The organism is Burkholderia sp. AU15512 (assembly GCF_002223325.1).
GTDB lineage: Bacteria > Pseudomonadota > Gammaproteobacteria > Burkholderiales > Burkholderiaceae > Burkholderia.
This window is the reverse complement of the sequence record NZ_NKEX01000006.1, coordinates 1,701,609-1,718,346: the sequence shown is the minus strand read 5'-3', so window position 1 is coordinate 1,718,346 and position 16,738 is coordinate 1,701,609. Positions and strand designations below refer to the sequence as shown.

16 protein-coding genes are annotated in these 16,738 nt (G+C 69.6%); 7 read left to right on the top strand and 9 right to left on the bottom strand.

Going from position 1 to position 16,738, the window contains the following annotated elements; genetic code table 11:
* Positions 1-53: 53 nt before the first annotated feature.
* Positions 54-395: a hypothetical protein gene (locus tag CFB43_RS38940; protein ID WP_256990124.1), complete on the bottom strand. Its 342-nt coding sequence runs from the start codon at positions 393-395 to the stop codon at positions 54-56.
* Positions 396-658: 263 nt separating this feature from the next.
* On the opposite strand from CFB43_RS38940, the gene CFB43_RS26990 reads away from it, so the two are divergent.
* The gene (locus CFB43_RS26990) at positions 659-1,207 is read left to right on the top strand and encodes a DUF3005 domain-containing protein (RefSeq protein ID WP_089497296.1); all 549 of its coding nucleotides are present in this window, start codon (positions 659-661) and stop codon (positions 1,205-1,207) included.
* Between the two features lie 64 nt (positions 1,208-1,271).
* Here the strand turns inward: CFB43_RS26990 and CFB43_RS26985 are convergent, their stop codons facing one another.
* Both CFB43_RS26985 and CFB43_RS26980 read right to left on the bottom strand, forming a co-directional pair.
* Positions 1,272-2,033 carry a DUF4397 domain-containing protein gene (locus CFB43_RS26985; RefSeq protein WP_089497295.1) on the bottom strand — a complete coding sequence of 254 codons (762 nt, stop codon included), beginning with the start codon at positions 2,031-2,033 and terminating at the stop codon, positions 1,272-1,274.
* Positions 2,034-2,338: 305 nt separating this feature from the next.
* The gene (locus CFB43_RS26980) at positions 2,339-3,646 is read right to left on the bottom strand and encodes an MFS transporter (protein WP_089497294.1); all 1,308 of its coding nucleotides are present in this window, start codon (positions 3,644-3,646) and stop codon (positions 2,339-2,341) included.
* 163 nt (positions 3,647-3,809) lie between these two features.
* Between CFB43_RS26980 and CFB43_RS38540 the strand changes: the two genes are divergently transcribed.
* Positions 3,810-4,094 carry a hypothetical protein gene (locus CFB43_RS38540; RefSeq protein ID WP_179254911.1) on the top strand — a complete coding sequence of 95 codons (285 nt, stop codon included), beginning with the start codon at positions 3,810-3,812 and terminating at the stop codon, positions 4,092-4,094.
* Between the two features lie 85 nt (positions 4,095-4,179).
* A complete protein-coding gene (locus CFB43_RS26970; protein WP_089497293.1) occupies positions 4,180-4,626 on the top strand; it encodes a MarR family winged helix-turn-helix transcriptional regulator in 447 nt (148 codons plus the stop codon).
* 94 nt (positions 4,627-4,720) lie between these two features.
* Here the strand turns inward: CFB43_RS26970 and CFB43_RS26965 are convergent, their stop codons facing one another.
* The 5 genes from CFB43_RS26965 to CFB43_RS26945 form a co-directional block, all read right to left on the bottom strand.
* Positions 4,721-7,006 carry a xanthine dehydrogenase family protein molybdopterin-binding subunit gene (locus tag CFB43_RS26965; RefSeq protein ID WP_089497292.1) on the bottom strand — a complete coding sequence of 762 codons (2,286 nt, stop codon included), beginning with the start codon at positions 7,004-7,006 and terminating at the stop codon, positions 4,721-4,723.
* A 219-nt stretch (positions 7,007-7,225) separates the two neighbouring features.
* A complete protein-coding gene (locus CFB43_RS26960) occupies positions 7,226-7,879 on the bottom strand; it encodes an isochorismatase family protein (protein ID WP_089497291.1) in 654 nt (217 codons plus the stop codon).
* Between the two features lie 19 nt (positions 7,880-7,898).
* Complete coding sequence (locus tag CFB43_RS26955) at positions 7,899-8,948, bottom strand: 2,5-dihydroxypyridine 5,6-dioxygenase (RefSeq protein WP_089497290.1); 1,050 nt, start codon at positions 8,946-8,948, stop codon at positions 7,899-7,901.
* 41 nt (positions 8,949-8,989) lie between these two features.
* Positions 8,990-9,820: an alpha/beta fold hydrolase gene (locus tag CFB43_RS26950; RefSeq protein WP_089497289.1), complete on the bottom strand. Its 831-nt coding sequence runs from the start codon at positions 9,818-9,820 to the stop codon at positions 8,990-8,992.
* 27 nt (positions 9,821-9,847) lie between these two features.
* Positions 9,848-10,600, bottom strand: a complete 753-nt coding sequence (locus tag CFB43_RS26945; protein WP_060212471.1) for a maleate cis-trans isomerase family protein — start codon at positions 10,598-10,600, stop codon at positions 9,848-9,850.
* A 298-nt stretch (positions 10,601-10,898) separates the two neighbouring features.
* Between CFB43_RS26945 and CFB43_RS26940 the strand changes: the two genes are divergently transcribed.
* The 4 genes from CFB43_RS26940 (at position 10,899) to CFB43_RS26925 (ending at position 15,721) form a co-directional block, all read left to right on the top strand.
* Positions 10,899-12,056, top strand: a complete 1,158-nt coding sequence (locus CFB43_RS26940) for an FAD-dependent monooxygenase (protein WP_089497288.1) — start codon at positions 10,899-10,901, stop codon at positions 12,054-12,056.
* 151 nt (positions 12,057-12,207) lie between these two features.
* Positions 12,208-12,711 (top strand): (2Fe-2S)-binding protein, encoded by a 504-nt coding sequence (locus CFB43_RS26935; RefSeq protein WP_089497287.1) that lies wholly within the window; start codon positions 12,208-12,210, stop codon positions 12,709-12,711.
* A complete protein-coding gene (locus CFB43_RS26930) occupies positions 12,701-15,121 on the top strand; it encodes a cytochrome c (RefSeq protein WP_089497286.1) in 2,421 nt (806 codons plus the stop codon). The genes CFB43_RS26935 and CFB43_RS26930 overlap by 11 nt, the downstream gene beginning before the upstream one ends.
* Positions 15,122-15,388: 267 nt before the next feature.
* The gene (locus CFB43_RS26925; protein WP_089474557.1) at positions 15,389-15,721 is read left to right on the top strand and encodes a hypothetical protein; all 333 of its coding nucleotides are present in this window, start codon (positions 15,389-15,391) and stop codon (positions 15,719-15,721) included.
* Positions 15,722-15,843: 122 nt separating this feature from the next.
* On the opposite strand, the gene mmsB is transcribed toward CFB43_RS26925, so the two are convergent.
* Positions 15,844-16,734 (bottom strand): 3-hydroxyisobutyrate dehydrogenase, encoded by an 891-nt coding sequence (gene mmsB, locus CFB43_RS26920; RefSeq protein WP_089497285.1) that lies wholly within the window; start codon positions 16,732-16,734, stop codon positions 15,844-15,846.
* Positions 16,735-16,738: the final 4 nt, after the last annotated feature.

The following is a 16,738-nucleotide window of genomic DNA, read 5'->3' as shown; positions in this document are numbered from 1 at the left end:
GTTATGTCTCGGATTTGTTCGCGAGTATGGAAGGCCGGCAACGCGATGGGAAATTAAATATTCGGTTGGGTGTCATTTGAAAAATGAATGGAAGCGGGCGGCCGTGGCGGCGGGGTGCGGCACGCGAATTGCGCGCCTGCGGGCTCCATCCACATCGACATCAGCGGAGGTGTCATGCAGCGATATTCACTTCGACTTGTATCGCGAGCCGTCTTCGCCGGCATCCTGATTGCGGGCCTGGCGGCAGGTGCGGGCTGCCAGAAGAAGAGCGACAACGGCGGCGCAAGCTCGGAATCGAGCGCCACGGGCGGCATGTCGGCCGCACCGTCCACCGCGCCGTCGGGTATGCCGAGCAGCGGGGCGGCCGGCAGCAGCGGCGACAGCGGCGCGAGCATGCCGGGCGCGGCTTCCGCGCCGGGCGGCGCGAGCGGCGGCTGACGCGCGGCTCACGCGCGGCTCACGCGTGGGGCGGACCTCGCGCCGGCTGCGCGCGGGCGCGCCGTCCGTATGAAGGGTACCGGGCCGGCCTGGCACGTGCGCCTGGAGGCGTGCGCGTCGGGCCAAGCCCATGAAAGATTTGCAAGGACCGTTGTAGCGATTCCCGGACCGGCGGCGGCAGCCCTGATGCCGGCGCGCGCCGGCCGGACAAGGAGGTGCAATGCAGAACGCGGAATCGAACCCGACCCCGGAACAGCAGCGGGAACAGATCGAGAAGAGCCCGGTGAAGACGCCCGCGGCCGGCGACATGCCCGATGCGGCAACCCAGGCGGCCCAGGTCGCGCAGCGTCCGCTGACGCCCGAGAGGATCGCCGGGAAAATGCCGACCGGCCTGCCGCCGATCGAGCGCGGCACGCAGGCGCCCGACAGCGCCGACCCCGTGCGGCGAGCGGCCGCCCGGATCCCGACGCTCGACAACGCGAACATGGCGATGACCGACAACACGGTCGACGTCGACGGCAAGGGCATGGAAGCCGCCGCGGGCGCGTCGAAGTGGCACGACAACGTGATTTATTCGAACGCGTCGCTCGACGAAGCGGTCGAGACGCCCGACGAAGGGCTCGGCGGGATCGAGAGCCGTCCGTCCGGCAACATGCCGCAGATCGCGACGCGGCCGGGCTGGCGCGTACGCCATGTCGGCGATGTCGACGTCGAGCACGGCGACGGCACGCGCGCCGAGCATGTGATCGTCCTGGAGCGGAACAACTGACCGCGTGACGGGAAGAGGCGACGGGCGGCACGATCGCGCCGCCCGCCGCCATCATGAGCGGTCCTTATTGCGGACCCAGTTCCTGCGCGGACGCATCGGCGTCGTTGCCCTGCGCGACCAGCACGTGGATGTCGTTCGGCGTCACGTCGCCGACCCCGCCCGACGGGATCGTCAGCAGCAGCCAGTCGGCGTTGTTGTTGATGGTGACCGGCGCGGTCTTGAGGATCGGCGTCTTGCTGCCGGCCGTCGTGACGATCACCTGGTAGCTGCCGCCGTTCAGGTAGATCGAATCCTGCGTCGATGCCGGCACCGCGTTCTGGTAAGCCGTACCCGCGAGCGTCGGGCTTTGCGTCGTGATGTCGGTGCCGGGCGGGACGACGTACACGTCGACGTTCTGCGCATTCGGCGACGCGTTGAAGCTGCGCACGCGCGCCTTGTCGGACAGCAGGCCCTTGGCGTACGGATCGTCGATCACGGAGATCAGCGACGTCGTGCTCGGCAGCGCGATCGTCGTGTAGTGATGGCCGTTTGCCGCGCTGAACGATTGCGCGGCGATGGTCGACGTCGTGCCGGAGACGTCGTAGCTCGCGTTCTGCGTGCCCGAGTCGACGTCGTGATAGCGCGTCACGCCCTTGTACGCGATATTGCCCTGGTCGAGCTTCGCGTTCAGGTAGTAGTCGAGGTTGGGCCCGGCCGGCACCGCGTTGATGAAGCGCGCCTGCGGCTTCGAGATGCCGAGTTCGGTCCCGGCGTCGTCGCCGCCGCCACACGCCGCGAGCACGGAAACGACCGAGCAAAGGGCGACCAGCGTTCGTATTGATTTCATGTTGTCCTCTCGTTCAGGGAACCTGCTTGCGATGCGGGATCGCCGCGCGAAGGGTCGCGCGGTGCGCAGCGCCGATTGAGGGAAGGATGCCGTCCGCCGGAGCGGCGGGCGCGTGCATGACGCAAGCGATGTGCCTGTGCGGCGAACGGCGTCGGGAAGGGGGCGGGAAGCGGCGGCGGGTGGCGCGCACGCGCCGGAGGGGCGGCGTGCGCGGGTGAGAGGGGGCGCGGGGCGAACCGCGCGCTCGGCGCGGTTGTCGGTTGCCGGTTGTAAAAATGACCGCGTCGCGTGCGCGACGCGCTGCGTCAGCGGTTCACGAGCCGGGCCGGATAGGCGAGCGCGAGGGCGCAGCCGATCACCATGCACGCGGCGAAACCGTACAGCCCCGCGCTTTGCGAATGGAACGTGTCGCGCAGCCAGCCGATGAAGTAGGTGCTGCCGAACCCGCCGAGGTTGGCGATCGAGCACGCGAATGCGATCCCGCCGGCGGCGGCCGAGCCCTTCAGGAACGTCGACGGCAGTGCCCAGACGACCGGCATCGCGGCGGCCGCGCCCGCGTTGATCAGCGAGAACAGCAGCACCGTGCCGAACGTGCCGTGCGACGACGAGGCCGCGATCGCCAGCGCGACGGCCGACACCATGAACGGCACGACGATATGCCAGCGGCGTTCGCGCGCGCGGTCGGAACTGGCGCCGCAGTACAGCGTGGCGAGCACGGCCGCGGCATTCGGGATCACCATCAGCCAGCCGATGTGATACGCATCCTTGACGCCCGTGTCGCGCAGGATCGTCGGCAGCCAGAAGCTCACCGCATAGAGGCCGAGCAGCACGCACAGGTCGATCAGGCCGAGCGCCCATACCTTCGGATCGGAGAACGCCTTGCCGAGCGCATGGCTCTTGTTGCCGGACGGATCGGCGTCGAGGTTCGCACGCAATGCGTGCTTCTCGTCGGCGTTCAGCCACGGTGCGGATTCGATGCTGTTCGGCAGCCAGCGCAGCACCGCGAAGCCGAGCAGCACCGAAGGCAGCGCTTCGAGCAGGAACAGCCACTGCCAGCCGCCGAGCCCGTGCGTGCCGTCGAACGCGCGCATGATCCACCCGGAGATCGGGCTGCCGATCATGCTCGACAACGGCAGCCCGACCATGAACAGCGCGACGATCCGCGCGCGGCGCGCATCGGGATACCACTGCGTCAGGTACAGCAGCACGCCGGGCAGGAAGCCGGCCTCGGCCGCGCCGAGCAGGAAGCGCACGAGGTAGAACTGCGTCGGCGTGTGCACGAACATCGTCGCACCCGACAGCAGGCCCCACGTGATCATGATCCGCGCGATCCACAGCTTCGCGCCGACGCGTTGCAGCACCAGGTTGCTCGGGACTTCGAACAGGATGTAGCCGGCGAAGAACAGGCCGGCGCCGAGCCCGTACACGGTATCGCTGAACTTCAGCGCGTCGAGCATCTGGAGTTTCGCGAGCCCGATGTTGATGCGGTCGAGATAGGCCGCGAAGTAGCACAGGCAGAAGAGGGTAATCAGGCGCAGCGTGACCTTGCGATAGAGATTGCCGTGCAGCGCGTCGTCGGGGGAAACGGCGGCGCTCGGGTGTGCGGTAGACATGGGATTGCCCCTGTTCGAATGTGACGGATGAATGGGTGGCCGATCGACGCGAGCGGACGCTCCGCTGCGCTCTGGAGTCTGTATATCACGGCAATTAAATAGCGTACACACTAGAAAATACCGAATCGCACAGGCACGATTCCGGCCGCGAGAAGGCAAGCGTTTGCGTGAGAAAAGCCGCGTGTTTGATGAGGTTTTTTGGGGAAATGAACGCGGTTTTAAAGAGGGGCCAACGCGCAAGGTCATGCACAAAATTCGTGCGTATGCGCTTAAAAATACAGCGTGTGCACGGAAAGCTGCCGATGCACGCAAGCACGTGCGCGGCAGCGGGTTCGAACGCGCATTGCCTGCCGTCGCTGCGCGGTACTCGGCGGGCAACGCGCAGCCGTCCGGCGATCGTCAGGCACGCGGCGCGCCGGGTGCCGCGAATCCTGATGCACCGCAATGAAGCGGCCCCCCGGCTGCCGGTCGGGCCAAATTGAGGGTGTACACTGCTTGTCTTTCCCTTACATGCGGCGCGGGCCTGCACTTTCATGGCGTCTTCGAAGGATTCCTACGACTTTCACGACCAGGTCGGTCACCTGCTGCGCCGCGCGTATCAGCGGCACGTGTCGATCTTCCAGGAAGCGATCCCCGATTCGGATCTCACGGCCGCGCAGTTCGTCACGCTGTGCGCGGTCAAGGAGCGCCAGGGGTGCTCGCTGAACGACATCGTCAAGGCGACCGCGATCGACCAGGCGACGATTCGCGGCGTGGTCGACCGGCTGAAGGCGCGCGCTCTGATCGAGGTGCTGCCCGATCCGAACGACGGCCGCAAGCTGATCGTGCGCGCCACCGCGAGCGGCCTCGCGCTGATCGACCGCACGGTGCCGTTCGCGCGGCAGGTGACGGAGCGCACGTATGGCGCGCTCAATCCGGGCGAGCGGGTCGCGCTGCAGTTCCTGCTGCGCAAGATGATGGAAGAAGACGGCGACGCGTGATGCGTGTCGCTCGCGGGGCGGCATGCCCGTCTGGCCCGCCCGCTTGTTGGCCCGTTCGTCGGCCGGCTTGATCCCGCGATGCAGCGGGCCGCCTTCAAGCCGTGCGGGTTGCCGCGTGCGTACCGGCCGCGTCGGCCGTCATCAACCTGCCTGCGTCGCGTAACGCCGCCCGGACCGTCTCCGGCGTAAACGGCGGCGTGTAGAACCGCACGCCGGTCGCATCGAACAACGCGTTCGCGACGGCGGCCGGGCCCGGCACCGACGCCGATTCTCCCGCGCCGAGCGGCGGCTCGCCTTGCCTCGGCATCAGCACGACGTCGACGTCCGGCACTTCCGCGAAGGTCAGGATCGGATAGCTCGCCCATTCGCGCGACGCGACCTTGCCGTCGGCGAAGCGCACGCGCTCCTTCAACGTGCGGCTCAATACCTGGATCACGTTGCCGTGGATCTGGTGGCGCACGCCGTCGGGGTTGATCATCGTGCCCGTGTCCTGGCCGACCGTGACGCGTTCGATGCGGACCTCGCCCGACACGCGATCGACGCTCAGGTCGACGACCCATGCCGACCACGCCGCGCCGAAGCCGGGGAAGCGGCTGTGCACGTAGCGCGCGTAGGCGATCCCGCGGCCGCGCACCAGCCGCGACGGCTCGGGTTCATGCGGCGTGCGCCGCACGCGTGGCGTCCAGCCCGCACGATCGGCCACGGCCTGCAGCAGTTCGGTCGCGCGCGCGTCCTGCAGGTGGCGCAGCCGGAACGCAAGCGGGTCGACGCCGGTCAGCGCCGCGCATTCGTCGGCGAACGCATCATGCGCGAACGAGTTCGGCAATGCCGACACGCCGCGCAGCCACGACGCACGCACGAGCGGGGCAAGGTCCTCGCAGACGAAGCGGCGATGCGGGCTCGCATACGGCGACACGGCCGTGCGGTCGCCCATCTCGAACACGCGCGGCGCGGGCGCGATCGTGCCGGTCAGCAGCGCCGCGAGCAGCGGCGCGTCGTTCGACGGGTAGCGCGTCGTGAAGTCGTAGCCGAGCAGGCGGCCGTCGCGCGTGACGGTGCCGGTCACCTGCATCAGCTGGCCCGCGCCTTTCGGTTCCCACAGATGTTCGTCGGCGCGCGACAGTTGCACACGCACCGGGCGGCCGACCGCGCGCGACAGCAGCAGCGCGTCGCTGCACACGTCGTCCGCGCCGTTGCGGCCGTAGCAACCGGCCGCTTCCATCCGCACCACGTCGAAATCGGCTTCGTCGCGCGCGACGAGCGTCGCGAGGTCGTAGCGCAGCGATACGGGATTCTGCGTGCCGGACCACACGGTGATCCGGCCGTTGCCCGGCTCGCGATAGTCGGCGAGCGCGCAGGACGGGCCGATCGAGCCGTGCATCTGGAACGGCCACGCATAGGTGCGCGACAGCGTGATCGTGTCGGGCTGCGCTCGCGCCGCGTCGACGTCGCCTTCGTCGAGCAGCACGCGGCGTCTGGCCGGCGCGGCGGCGATCGCGGCAGACGGTTCGTCGAGCGGCGGCAGCGCGGGGAGCGGACGCCATGTCACGCGCAACTGGCGCGCCGCGCGGATCGCGTGTTCCTCACGCTCGGCCACCACGCCGACGAAATCGCCGATCGCGACGACGGCCACGAGCCCCGGCACGTCGGCCACCGATGCGCGATCGACGTCGACGAGCGACGTGCCGACGAACGAACCGCTGTCATGCCCCGCATACGGCGGCCGCACGACGCGGCCGTGCAGCATGCCCGGCACGCGCATGTCGTGCACGAACGTGAGCTGGCCGGTTGCCTTCGCGGGCAGGTCGACGCGCGGCGACGGCTTGCCGACGATCCGGTACAGGGCGGGATCTTTCGTGCGGGTGTTCAGGTCCAGCGTCAGCGCGATCCGGTGCGCGGCGACGAGCGCGGCGAACGTGATCGCCTGTCCATCGGACGAAATCGTTCCATCGTCGACGGCCAGCCGTTCTGCAGCGACGCCGAAGCGTTCGGCCGCGAGCGCCAGCAGTGCATGCCGCGCCTGCGCGGCCGCGCAGCGCAGCGGCGTCGCGGAAATCTGGATCGTCGCGCTCGCAATGGTCGGGCCCTGGTTCGGTGTCGCGGCCGTGTCGCCGAGCACCATCGTCACGCGCGCGGCCGGCACGTCGAGTTCCTCGGCGACGATCTGCGCGAGCGACGTGCGGATGCCGGTGCCGAGATCGACGTGACCGTTGAACGCGAGGATGCGGCCGTCGTCGAGGATCGCGACGAATACTTCCGGCAGCGCCGGCACGTAGGACGACAGGCTGCCCGGCTGGCCGGGCGCCGGCGTGACGGGCGGCGCGGGCGGCCGGATCACGGTAAGGCAGCCGTTGCGCGCGAGCAGTTCGGAGCGGTTCACGGATGAAGGATCCTATCGAGGGAGAGGCGGCGCGCGGCCGGATGCAGCGTACGCGGGGCGAGGCGGGCGGCGGCCCGGGTGTCCTGTTCGCGGTGTGCGTCGAGCGCCATGACGGTGACCGTCGCGAGCGCGCGCGTCCCCAATCTAGGCCGCCAAAAGCGCAGCGTCAATCGCGCGGGCGGGCGTCGGTTGGTCACGCCGTAGGCCCGCCGTGACGATTCAGCGTGCGCGTGCCTGCACCGCATCGATCGCCGCGATCGCATCGTCGAGCGGCATCACCGCCGCGTATTTCTGCTGCATGTCGAACAGGTTCGCGTCGTGCGGCGCGATCGCGCGATCGCCGACACAGTCGGCGAGCACGAGCGGGCGGAACCCGTGCGACATCGCGTCGACCACGCTTGCGCGCACGCAGCCGCTCGTCACGGCGCCCGCGACGAGCAGCGTCTGCACCGCACGTTGCGCGAGCCACGGCGCCAGTTGCGTGCCGAAGAATGCCGACGGCACCGTCTTGCGCACGACGAGTTCGCCGGGCGCGGGCGTGAGCTCCGGCACGATCGCGCTGTTCGGATGGTGCTCGGTCAGCGTCGCCATGCCGGGCACCTTCAGCGAGAACACGTTGTCGTCGCTGCCGTCTTCCGCATACACGATGCGGCTGTGCGCGACGGGCCAGCCGCGTTCGCGCGCGAGCGCGAGCGCACGCGTCGTGCGCGCGATCGCCGGTGCGATGTTGCCGCCGCCGAACGTCGCGGGATCGGCGAAGCCGACCACGAAGTCGACGATCAGCAGGCCGAGGTTGCCGTGCGGCGGCAGCGGCGTGCCGAAGCCCTGCTGGCGATAGACGTTCGCTTCGGCGTGACGGGAAAGATCGTTCATGGTGTGGGGCACTCGTTGGTCAGGCGGGTTGAGCGGGTCGATCGATCACGCGGCCGTCGCGCACGACGGTCGCGCCGTCGAGTTCTACGGTGCAGCGGCGCAGCGGGATGTCGATATGGCAGGTGGTCGTGCGGTTGCCGCCGCCTTCGTTGTTCGGGCCGAGCGAGAACAGGAAGTTGCCCTCGAACGCGCGCGCGTCCATCCCGATCGTCGCCTCGCGGTCGTACAGCCCGAGCGTCGACCAGCGCGCACGCGGCTGCAGCCCCCAGCCGATATGCGAGATCGCATAGCCTTCGGGGTCGGCGAAGGTCTCCATGTAGTCGCGCAGCAGATCGGCGTCGACACCGCCTTCGATGCGCGTCGCATAGCCGCCTTCGACGGTCAGCGCGATGGGTTCGCGCACGTAGTGCTTCTGCGGCAGCAGGATGTCGCCGCGGTCGATCACGATCGTGCCGCGCGCGGTGCGGTCGTTCGGGTAGGTCAGCGCGAAGCCGCTCGGCCAGTGGTCCCAGCGGCCCGGCGCGTCGACGAAGCCGTATTCGGCCGTCGGCGGGAACTCGCCGAGCGGGCACACGAGCGCGGTGCCGGCCGCCGACGTCACGCGCATCTCGCGGGCGGCGGCGATCCGTTTCGCCGCGGCGAGCACGCGCGTGCGGTCGGCCAGCGTCGGCACCATCCGCACGAGCACTTCGGGCGGCTCGACCGCGAGCAGGATTTTCGTGCCGGATTTGAGGATCTCGTGTTGCTCGGGCGAGAACAGCAGCGTCATCAGGTCGAGCACGAGGTCGCTCTCGCGCAGCGCGGCGATCGCGGCCTTGTTGCCGGTCAGCGGCGTCGTGCCGAGATACGCGAGCGGGTCGCGGCTGAACGCCTTGTCGCCGTTCACCGGCGGCAAGTCGAGGCGGTTGACGATCGCGCCCATCGTTTGCGTCGCGATCAGCGCGCACGACAGCGTCTGCGGATGGGTGGCCGCACTCGTCAGGATCGTGACGGTCTGGCCCGGTTCGAGGCGCGACAGCGTGAGCACCTGCTTCCACGCGTCGATCAGTTGGGAATCGCTGACTGGCATCGTCGGCTCCGGTAAAGGCGTGAGGGGAAGGGAGGTCAGGGTCAGGCCGCGAGCGGCGCGCCGAGGAAGTCGCCGAACGCCGCATAGAAGCCCGCTGCGTTGTCCCACGGAATCATGTGGCCGGCGTCGGGCACGCGCACGTGCCGCATCGACGGCGTCGCGCGCTGCAGTTCGGCGACGTCGTCGTCGCGCACCACGTCGCCGCGTTCGGCCGTGATCAGCAGCGACGGCACGGCCAGTTGCGCGGCGTCCGCGTGGAAATCGTCGGTATGAAAGCCTTCGTAGGACGCGCGCACCGCGCGCTCGTCGCAGGTGTGCAGCCATTCGGCGCGCAACTGCAGTTCGGCGTCGGTCCAGGTCGGGCAGAACGCGCGCATGCCTTCGGCGTCGGTGCCGGCGCGCGCGAGCGCCATCGAGTCGATGTACCACGGCAGCTTGCCCGGATAGTCGCGGCGGTTCGGGCCCGACACGGGCGGATCGACGAGCACGACCGATTCGAGCCCGTGGATGCCGCGCCGCGCGGCGCGCGCGGCGATCCGCGCGCCCATCGAATGGCCGACGAGGCTGGTGCGCGGCAGGCCGAGCGCGGCGACGAGCGCCGCGACGTCGTGGGCCTGTGCGTCGAGGCTGTAGTCGAGCGACGGCGACGCGTCGGACAGCCCGCGGCCGCGCACGTCGAGCACGTAGGTATCGAACGCCGCGCCGAATACTTCGCCGACGAAACCCCACGTGATCGCGGGGCTCGTGATGCCGGGAATCAGCACGATCGCCGGGCGCGAAGCGCGCGCGCCGGTCGCGCCGCCGTAGCGCAGGTAGTGCTGGCGGATGCCGTTCGCGCGGATGTTCGCGCCATACAGGAAAGTCGAGGGCATGAAGGGACTCCGTCTAAAGGGCCGTGCTCAGTACGCGCCGGACAGCAGCGCGCCGGCGCCGGGCACGATCGGCTCGAGGTCGAGTTCGCGCAGCATCGCGTAGGTCGTCGCGATCGCGGCCGTGATCACGGGCTTGCCCGTCATCGCCTCGACCTTCGCGACGGCCGGCAGCGACGGCATCTGCACGCAGGCGGACAGCACGATCGCATCGGCGTCCTGGTACGGCAGCGTCTTCACGATGTCGGGCAGGCGCGCCGGATCGTGGCGGCCGACGTCGAGGTTGTCGGGGATCTCCAGCGCGCGGTACGCAAGCACGTCAAAGCCTTCGTTGCGGATGTAGTCGACCACGAGTTCGGTCAGCGGCAGCATGTACGGCGCGACGACGACGATCCGCTTCGCGCCGATCACCTTCAGTGCGTCGACGAGCGCGCCCGCACTCGTCAGCACCGGCGCCTGCGCGCCGTTGTCCGCCGTGTGCTTCGTCAGGCGCGCCTGTGACACGCGGTGATAACCGTGCCCCATCGCCATGATCGCGACCAGGCACGCGTAGCCGAGCACGTCGACGCGCGCGTCGCTCAGTTCCACCGCGCAGCGGTCGGATTCGGCGTCCATCGCCGCGAGTTCTTCCTTGACGACCTTCTTCATCCGCATCCGGCTCGAGTGATACGTGAAGCGCTCGGGGCGGATCGCTTCGCGCAGCCGCAGCATCGCGGGAATCTCGGTTTCCATCGTCGTGTTGGAACTCGGCACGATCTGGCCGATGCGGTAGGTCTTGCTCATGACGGAAGGCTCCGTGTCGGTAAGGGTGGGGCGGCACGCGGGTGCGGGATCGCCGGATGTCGAGCAAAGTCTAGTGTGTACATTTTAAAATGGCAATGGATCAAAATGACGTCGATCTTGCGTGTATCGCTTTGTGGTGCGGTTATTCATGGAATTATTGGTGTTTTCCCGAATGCAGTTGCCGCTGACGACAATCCGCTTGTCCTGAATAAATTGAGTGTGTACGCTACATAAACGCCATTCAATCCGCCCGTTCTCGCGCCGCGCTCGGCCACGGGCCCACGATCAGGAGATCCGCATGAGCACACCCCGTATCGCAATCATCGGCGCCGGTCTCGGCGGCACGGCCGCCGCGGCGCTGCTGCAGCGCGGCGGCTACGACGTCGCGCTGTACGAGCAGGCGCCGGCGTTCTCGCGCCTCGGCGCGGGCATCCACCTCGGCCCGAACGTGATGAAGATCATGCGGCGCATCGGCTGCGAGGACGCGCTGGAGACGATGGGTTCGCATCCGGATTACTGGTACAGCCGCGACTGGAAGACGGCCGACGTGCTCGCGCAGATCCCGCTCGGCGACTACGCGCGCAACGCCTACGGCGCGCGCTACCTGACCGTGCATCGCGGCGATTTCCATGCATTGATGACGCAGGCGGTGACGCCCGGCACGATCCGCTTCGGCAAGCGGCTCGCGGCGGTGGAGGACACCGGCGACGCGGTGCGCCTGACGTTCACCGACGGCAGCGTCGAGACGGCCGACATCGTGATCGGCGCGGACGGCGTGAATTCGCGGATCCGCGAGCACCTGCTCGGCGCGGAACCGCCGCGCTATACGGGCTACGTCGCGCACCGCGCGGTGTTCCCGGCGTCGCTGCTCGGCAACAAGCCGTACGACATGTGCGTGAAGTGGTGGTCGGAGGATCGCCACATGATGGTCTACTACGTGACCGAGAAGCGCGACGAGTATTACTACGTGACCGGCGTGCCGCAGGCCGAATGGCCCGAAGGCGTGTCGATGGTCGACAGCAGCCGTGATGAAATGCGCGAGGCGTTCGCGGGTTTCCATGCCGACATCCAGCACCTGATCGACGTGTCGCCGTCGATCACCAAGTGGCCGCTGCTCGAGCGCGATCCGCTGCCGTTGTGGAGCCGCGGCCGCCTCGTGCTGCTCGGCGACGCGTGCCATCCGATGAAACCGCACATGGCGCAGGGCGCCGCGATGGCGATCGAGGATGCGGCGATGCTCGCGCGCTGCCTCGATGAAGTCGGCGTCAGCGACTACGCGGGTGCGTTCGCGTTGTACGAGGCGAATCGCGCGGCGCGTGCGTCGAAGGTGCAGCTCGTGTCGCACAACAACACGTGGCTGCGCACGAACGAGGATCCCTCGTGGGTGTTCGGCTACGACGTGTTCGACGTGCCGCTCGTCTCGCCGTCGCGCAACATCGTCGCGGCCGTGGCCTGACGCGTACGCGGTGCCCGCGCCGGCCGCTGCTGAGCCGTCGGCGTCGCGAGCGCCGATGCGCCGGGCCGTGTGTTTTTCGGCGTGTTATATGTCAGGCGCGCGCCGGCGGCAGTGCCCGCTGCCGGTCGCCCGCCGCATTCCGGATCCCTTCATGTCCCATCCCGCTTCCCCATCGCGGCCGCTGACGTTTCGCGTGAACGGCACGCCGCACACCTTCGACGATGCCGCGCCCGACGCACCGCTGCTGCTGGTCCTGCGCAACGACTGCGCGCTCAATGGCCCGAAGTACGGCTGCGGGCTCGGGCAGTGCGGCGCATGCACGGTGCTGGTCGACGGGCAGGCGACGCGTTCGTGCGTCGTGCCGGCCGCCGCCGCGCACGGGCGCGACGTCACGACGCTGGAAGGGCTCGGGTCGCACGACGCGCCGCATCCGATCCAGCGCGCGTTCATCGACGAGCAGGCCGCGCAGTGCGGCTATTGCCTGAACGGGATGATCATGAGCACGAAGGCGCTGCTAGACCGCCATCCCGCGCCGGACGACGCGGCGATCCGCGATGCGTTGCGCTTCAATCTGTGCCGCTGCGGCACGCACCTGGAAATCATCCGCGCCGTGCATCGCGCGGCACGCTACCTGCGAGGCGGCGATGAAGCCTGACGCGGGTTTGCCCGTCGCACCGGAGCGCGTGACGGGCGCCGAGCCGCGCGACGAAGTCGGCGCCGATGCATGGCGCGCGCACCACGCGCGCTATAGCTGGCCGATCGGCGATACACACGCAGACGCGCAGGTATCGCTCGACGTCGAAACGCGGACCGCGGCCGACGGGCGGATGACGACCTGGCGCTATCGCGCGCAGGCGGCCACGGACGATCGTCACGCGCCGCACGGTGCGCAGACCGAACGCGCGGATTCCGGCCCGACCGAGCCGTTCGTCTACCGGCACGCGCAGACGTCGATCGAACTCGCCGATGCCGGCCACACGATTCCCGGGCACGCGCACGTGTTCGCGCGCGAATCCTTCGTCGACGAACTCGCAGGCGCGTTGCGGCGCGATCCGGTTGCGTTGCGCCTGCAGCATCTCGATGCCGCGCGGGACGCGGGGCCGCGCGAGATCATCCGGATGGTCAGCGAGCGTGCGGCATGGGGCGCACCGGCCGCGGTCGACCCGGATGCTCATGCGCGCCTGAGCGGGCGCGGCTTCGCTTTCGATGGCGCCGCGGCGCCTTCCGGCAACCCGCAGTCGGCCGCCGACGCAACAGGCGACGACGATGCGCGCTGGTCCGCATGGGTCGTGGATCTCGATGTCGACCGCGCGACGGGCGACGTCGCGGTGCGGCGCGTCGTGGCCGGGCAGGGTGCCGGCGCACCGGGCGACGCGTCGATGGCCGGCTTGCCCGCATGGCAGATCGAGGCGGCGATTTCGCGCGTGATGGGGGCGCGCCTGTCCGCGCGGCCCGCGCACGACGAAACCGGCATGGGTGCGCAGCCGGATGCGGTCGCTCATGAACTGATTGCGTTCGACGGCACGGACACGGCCCATCGCGCGCACGGGGAGCTGTCCGTGCACGACGCGCGCCGGATCGAGCAGGCGGCGGCGCCCGCGGCGGCGGCGATCGCGAACGCACTGTACGACGCGACGGGTGTGCGGTTTCGCGCACCGCCGTTCGACGCCGCGCGCATTCGCGCGGCGCTCGCGCGACCGGTGGCGGCCGATTCCGCGGAAGCGGGGCGCCGCGACCCGCGTCGCGCCTCACGCTGGCGCCGCTGGCTGGCCGGCGGCGGCGTGGGCGGGGTGGTCGGCGGGCTGATCGGCCTGGCCTGCGCGATCCTGCCGGGCCCTGCGTCCATCGCACCCGTTGCGCCCGGCGGCGCGGACGGCGCGATGTGGAGCGCGGCGACGCTCGAGCGCGGCCGCCTGGTCGCCCTCGCCGGCGACTGCGCGGTGTGCCACACGGCGCCCGGCGGTGCGACCAACGCGGGCGGGCTCGCGCTCGATACGCCGTTCGGCACGATCTACACGACGAACCTCACGCCCGATCCGGACACCGGCATCGGCACATGGTCGTATCCGGCGTTCGCGCGCGCGATGCGCGAAGGCATCTCGCGCGACGGTACGCACCTGTACCCGGCGTTCCCGTACACGGCGTTCGCGAAGCTGAGCGAACCCGACCTGCTCGCGCTCTATGCGTACCTGATGTCGCAGCCGCCGGTGAAGCACGAGCCGCCGAAGACCAAGCTGCCGTTTCCGCTCGACCAGCGGCGCCTCGTCGCCGGCTGGAACTGGCTGTTTCACGATGCGCGGCCGTTCGCGCCGGATCCGGCACGCTCCGCGACGTGGAATCGCGGCAAGTATCTGGTCGACGGCGCCGGGCATTGCGGCGCGTGCCATACGCCGCGCAATGCGCTGGGTGCGGAGAAGGGCGGTTTGGCGTACCTGTCGGGCGGCGAGGCCGAGGGCTGGGTCGCGCCGCCGCTCGTCGCGTCGCCGGCTTCGCCGGTGCCGTGGACCGAAGGCGCGCTGTTCGATTACCTGCGCACGGGCTTCTCCGCGCAGCATGGCGTCGCGGCCGGGCCGATGGCGCCCGTCGTCGCGGGGCTCGCGTCGCTGCCGGAGGCCGACGTCCAGGCGATCGCACACTATCTCGCGTCGTTGTCGCCGCCGGTCGACACAGCGGCCGCCGCCGACGCGGCCGCCCGGCAGGCGCGCGGCGCGGAAACCGTCGCGACGCTCGGCCTCGAGAACGGTCGCCGGGCGTTCGACGCCGCGTGTGCGGTCTGTCATGCGGAATCGGGCGGCGTCGGGCATTTCGGCGTACGCCCGCTGATGGGGCTCAACACGAGCGTCAGCCAGGCCGCGCCGGACAACCTGCTGCGCGTGCTGCATCACGGGATCGACCAGCCGGCCACCGGCGAACTCGGCTACATGCCGGGCTTCGGCGACGCATTCGACGACCGGCAGATGGCCGAGCTGGCCGCGTACATCCGTGCCCGCTACGCGCCGGGGCAGCCGGCGTGGCGGAACCTGGCGGAGGCGTCGGCACGAATCCGCCAGGAAGTTGCACACTGATCGGCTGCCAGGCAACGGGCTGCGGGCGACGGGCGACGGGCGACGGGCGACGGGCAACCGGGCAACCGGGCAACCGGGCAACCGGGCAAAACTACCCGTTGGCGCGATCCGACCCGGAACGGGGGCGGAAATATTGCCCCATTTTCATCATCGTTTAACCATTCGAAACAATGTGTTCACTGAAAGGGGCATGATCTCCGGCGATCGAGCAGGCATACTGTCGCCTATGTTGCTCAATGCGCGTCGAACGGCGCGCGCCTGCCCCCCATGTCCATTCCAGTATCCTTTCGAACCTTGCGATGGTTGACCGTCGCGGCTGCCGTATGCTTGCTCGCCGCGTGTTCGACCGCTTCCGACGTGACCGCGACGTCGAACCCGAACGTGTTTACCGTGACGACGCGCACGGTCGGCGTGTCGACGACGTGGGCCGACGCCCATACGAAGGCCGTCGACGAAGCCACCAACTACTGCACGCAGCGCGGCATGCGCGCGAGCATGAAGCAGGAATCGCTGACCAGCGGCAGCCGTGTCGGCGCGCGCTCCGAACTCGCGTTCGAGTGCCATCCGACCTTCGAGACGGCGTCGAACCCGCGCGGTTGAGCGACCGGCGGCGTTGACGCCGCGTCCGTGCCGCACGTTTTCCTTCCCCCGCATGCAAAACGACCCGCGATGCCGTTCCGGCACATCGCGGGTCGACGCACGTCCGGTGCGGGCGGCGGCGGTTACGCCGGCTGCGCCTCGTACAGCTTCACGCACGCGGAGAAGTCGAGCGTCCCGAGCCCCTGCTGGCTCATCGACTGATAGAGCTGCTGCGCGAGCGCGCCCATCCACACCGGCTGATGGGCGCTGCGCGCCGCTTCGGTCGCGAGCCCGAGATCCTTCAGCATCAGGTTCGCCGCGAACCCGCCCGCGTAGCCGCGCGCGGCCGGCGCGGTGTCGCTCACGCCCGGATACGGGTTGTACGCGTCCGAGCTCCAGCAGCGGCCGGTCGACGTATTGATGATGCCGGCCAGCACGGCCGGATCGATCCCGAGCGCCGCGCCGAGCGCCATCGCTTCCGATACGCCCATCATCGAGATCCCGAGCAGCAGGTTGTTGCAGATCTTCGCGATCTGCCCGGTGCCCGTGCCGCCGCACTGCACGACGTTTTTCCCCATGTCGAGCAGCACGGGGCGGATGCGCTCGAACAGCGCGGCGTCGGCGCCGACCATGAAGGTCAGCGTGCCGGCCTGCGCGCCGCCCGTGCCGCCCGACACGGGCGCGTCGGCGAGCGGGAAGCCGCGCTGCGCGGCGGCCTCGGCCACCGCGCGCACAGTGCCCGGATCGATCGTGCTGCAGTCGATCAGCGCAGCGCCGGCGCGTGCGCCGGCCAGCACGCCGTCGTCGCCGAGGTAGACCGCGCGCACGTGCTGCGCAGCCGGCAGCATCGTGATCACGACGGCGCCGCGCGCGGCCGCTTCACGCGGCGAGCCGGCGGCCGTCGCGCCGGCGCGTACCGCGACGTCGACTGCGTGCGCGTCGAGGTCGAACACCGTCAGCGCGTGGCCGGCTTTCAGCAGGTTGGCGGCCATCGGGCCGCCCATGTTGCCGAGTCCGATGAATGCGATTTCCATGTGC

Coding starts and splice junctions, on each gene's coding strand:
- CFB43_RS38940 (WP_256990124.1), bottom strand. CDS start 395: ATGCTCGCGCCGCTGTCGCCGCTGCTGCCGGCCGCCCCGCTGCTCGGC.
- CFB43_RS26990 (WP_089497296.1), top strand. CDS start 659: ATGCAGAACGCGGAATCGAACCCGACCCCGGAACAGCAGCGGGAACAG.
- CFB43_RS26985 (WP_089497295.1), bottom strand. CDS start 2,033: ATGAAATCAATACGAACGCTGGTCGCCCTTTGCTCGGTCGTTTCCGTG.
- CFB43_RS26980 (WP_089497294.1), bottom strand. CDS start 3,646: ATGTCTACCGCACACCCGAGCGCCGCCGTTTCCCCCGACGACGCGCTG.
- CFB43_RS26970 (WP_089497293.1), top strand. CDS start 4,180: ATGGCGTCTTCGAAGGATTCCTACGACTTTCACGACCAGGTCGGTCAC.
- CFB43_RS26960 (WP_089497291.1), bottom strand. CDS start 7,879: ATGAACGATCTTTCCCGTCACGCCGAAGCGAACGTCTATCGCCAGCAG.
- CFB43_RS26955 (WP_089497290.1), bottom strand. CDS start 8,948: ATGCCAGTCAGCGATTCCCAACTGATCGACGCGTGGAAGCAGGTGCTC.
- CFB43_RS26950 (WP_089497289.1), bottom strand. CDS start 9,820: ATGCCCTCGACTTTCCTGTATGGCGCGAACATCCGCGCGAACGGCATC.
- CFB43_RS26945 (WP_060212471.1), bottom strand. CDS start 10,600: ATGAGCAAGACCTACCGCATCGGCCAGATCGTGCCGAGTTCCAACACG.
- CFB43_RS26940 (WP_089497288.1), top strand. CDS start 10,899: ATGAGCACACCCCGTATCGCAATCATCGGCGCCGGTCTCGGCGGCACG.
- CFB43_RS26935 (WP_089497287.1), top strand. CDS start 12,208: ATGTCCCATCCCGCTTCCCCATCGCGGCCGCTGACGTTTCGCGTGAAC.
- CFB43_RS26930 (WP_089497286.1), top strand. CDS start 12,701: ATGAAGCCTGACGCGGGTTTGCCCGTCGCACCGGAGCGCGTGACGGGC.
- CFB43_RS26925 (WP_089474557.1), top strand. CDS start 15,389: ATGTCCATTCCAGTATCCTTTCGAACCTTGCGATGGTTGACCGTCGCG.
- mmsB (WP_089497285.1), bottom strand. CDS start 16,734: ATGGAAATCGCATTCATCGGACTCGGCAACATGGGCGGCCCGATGGCC.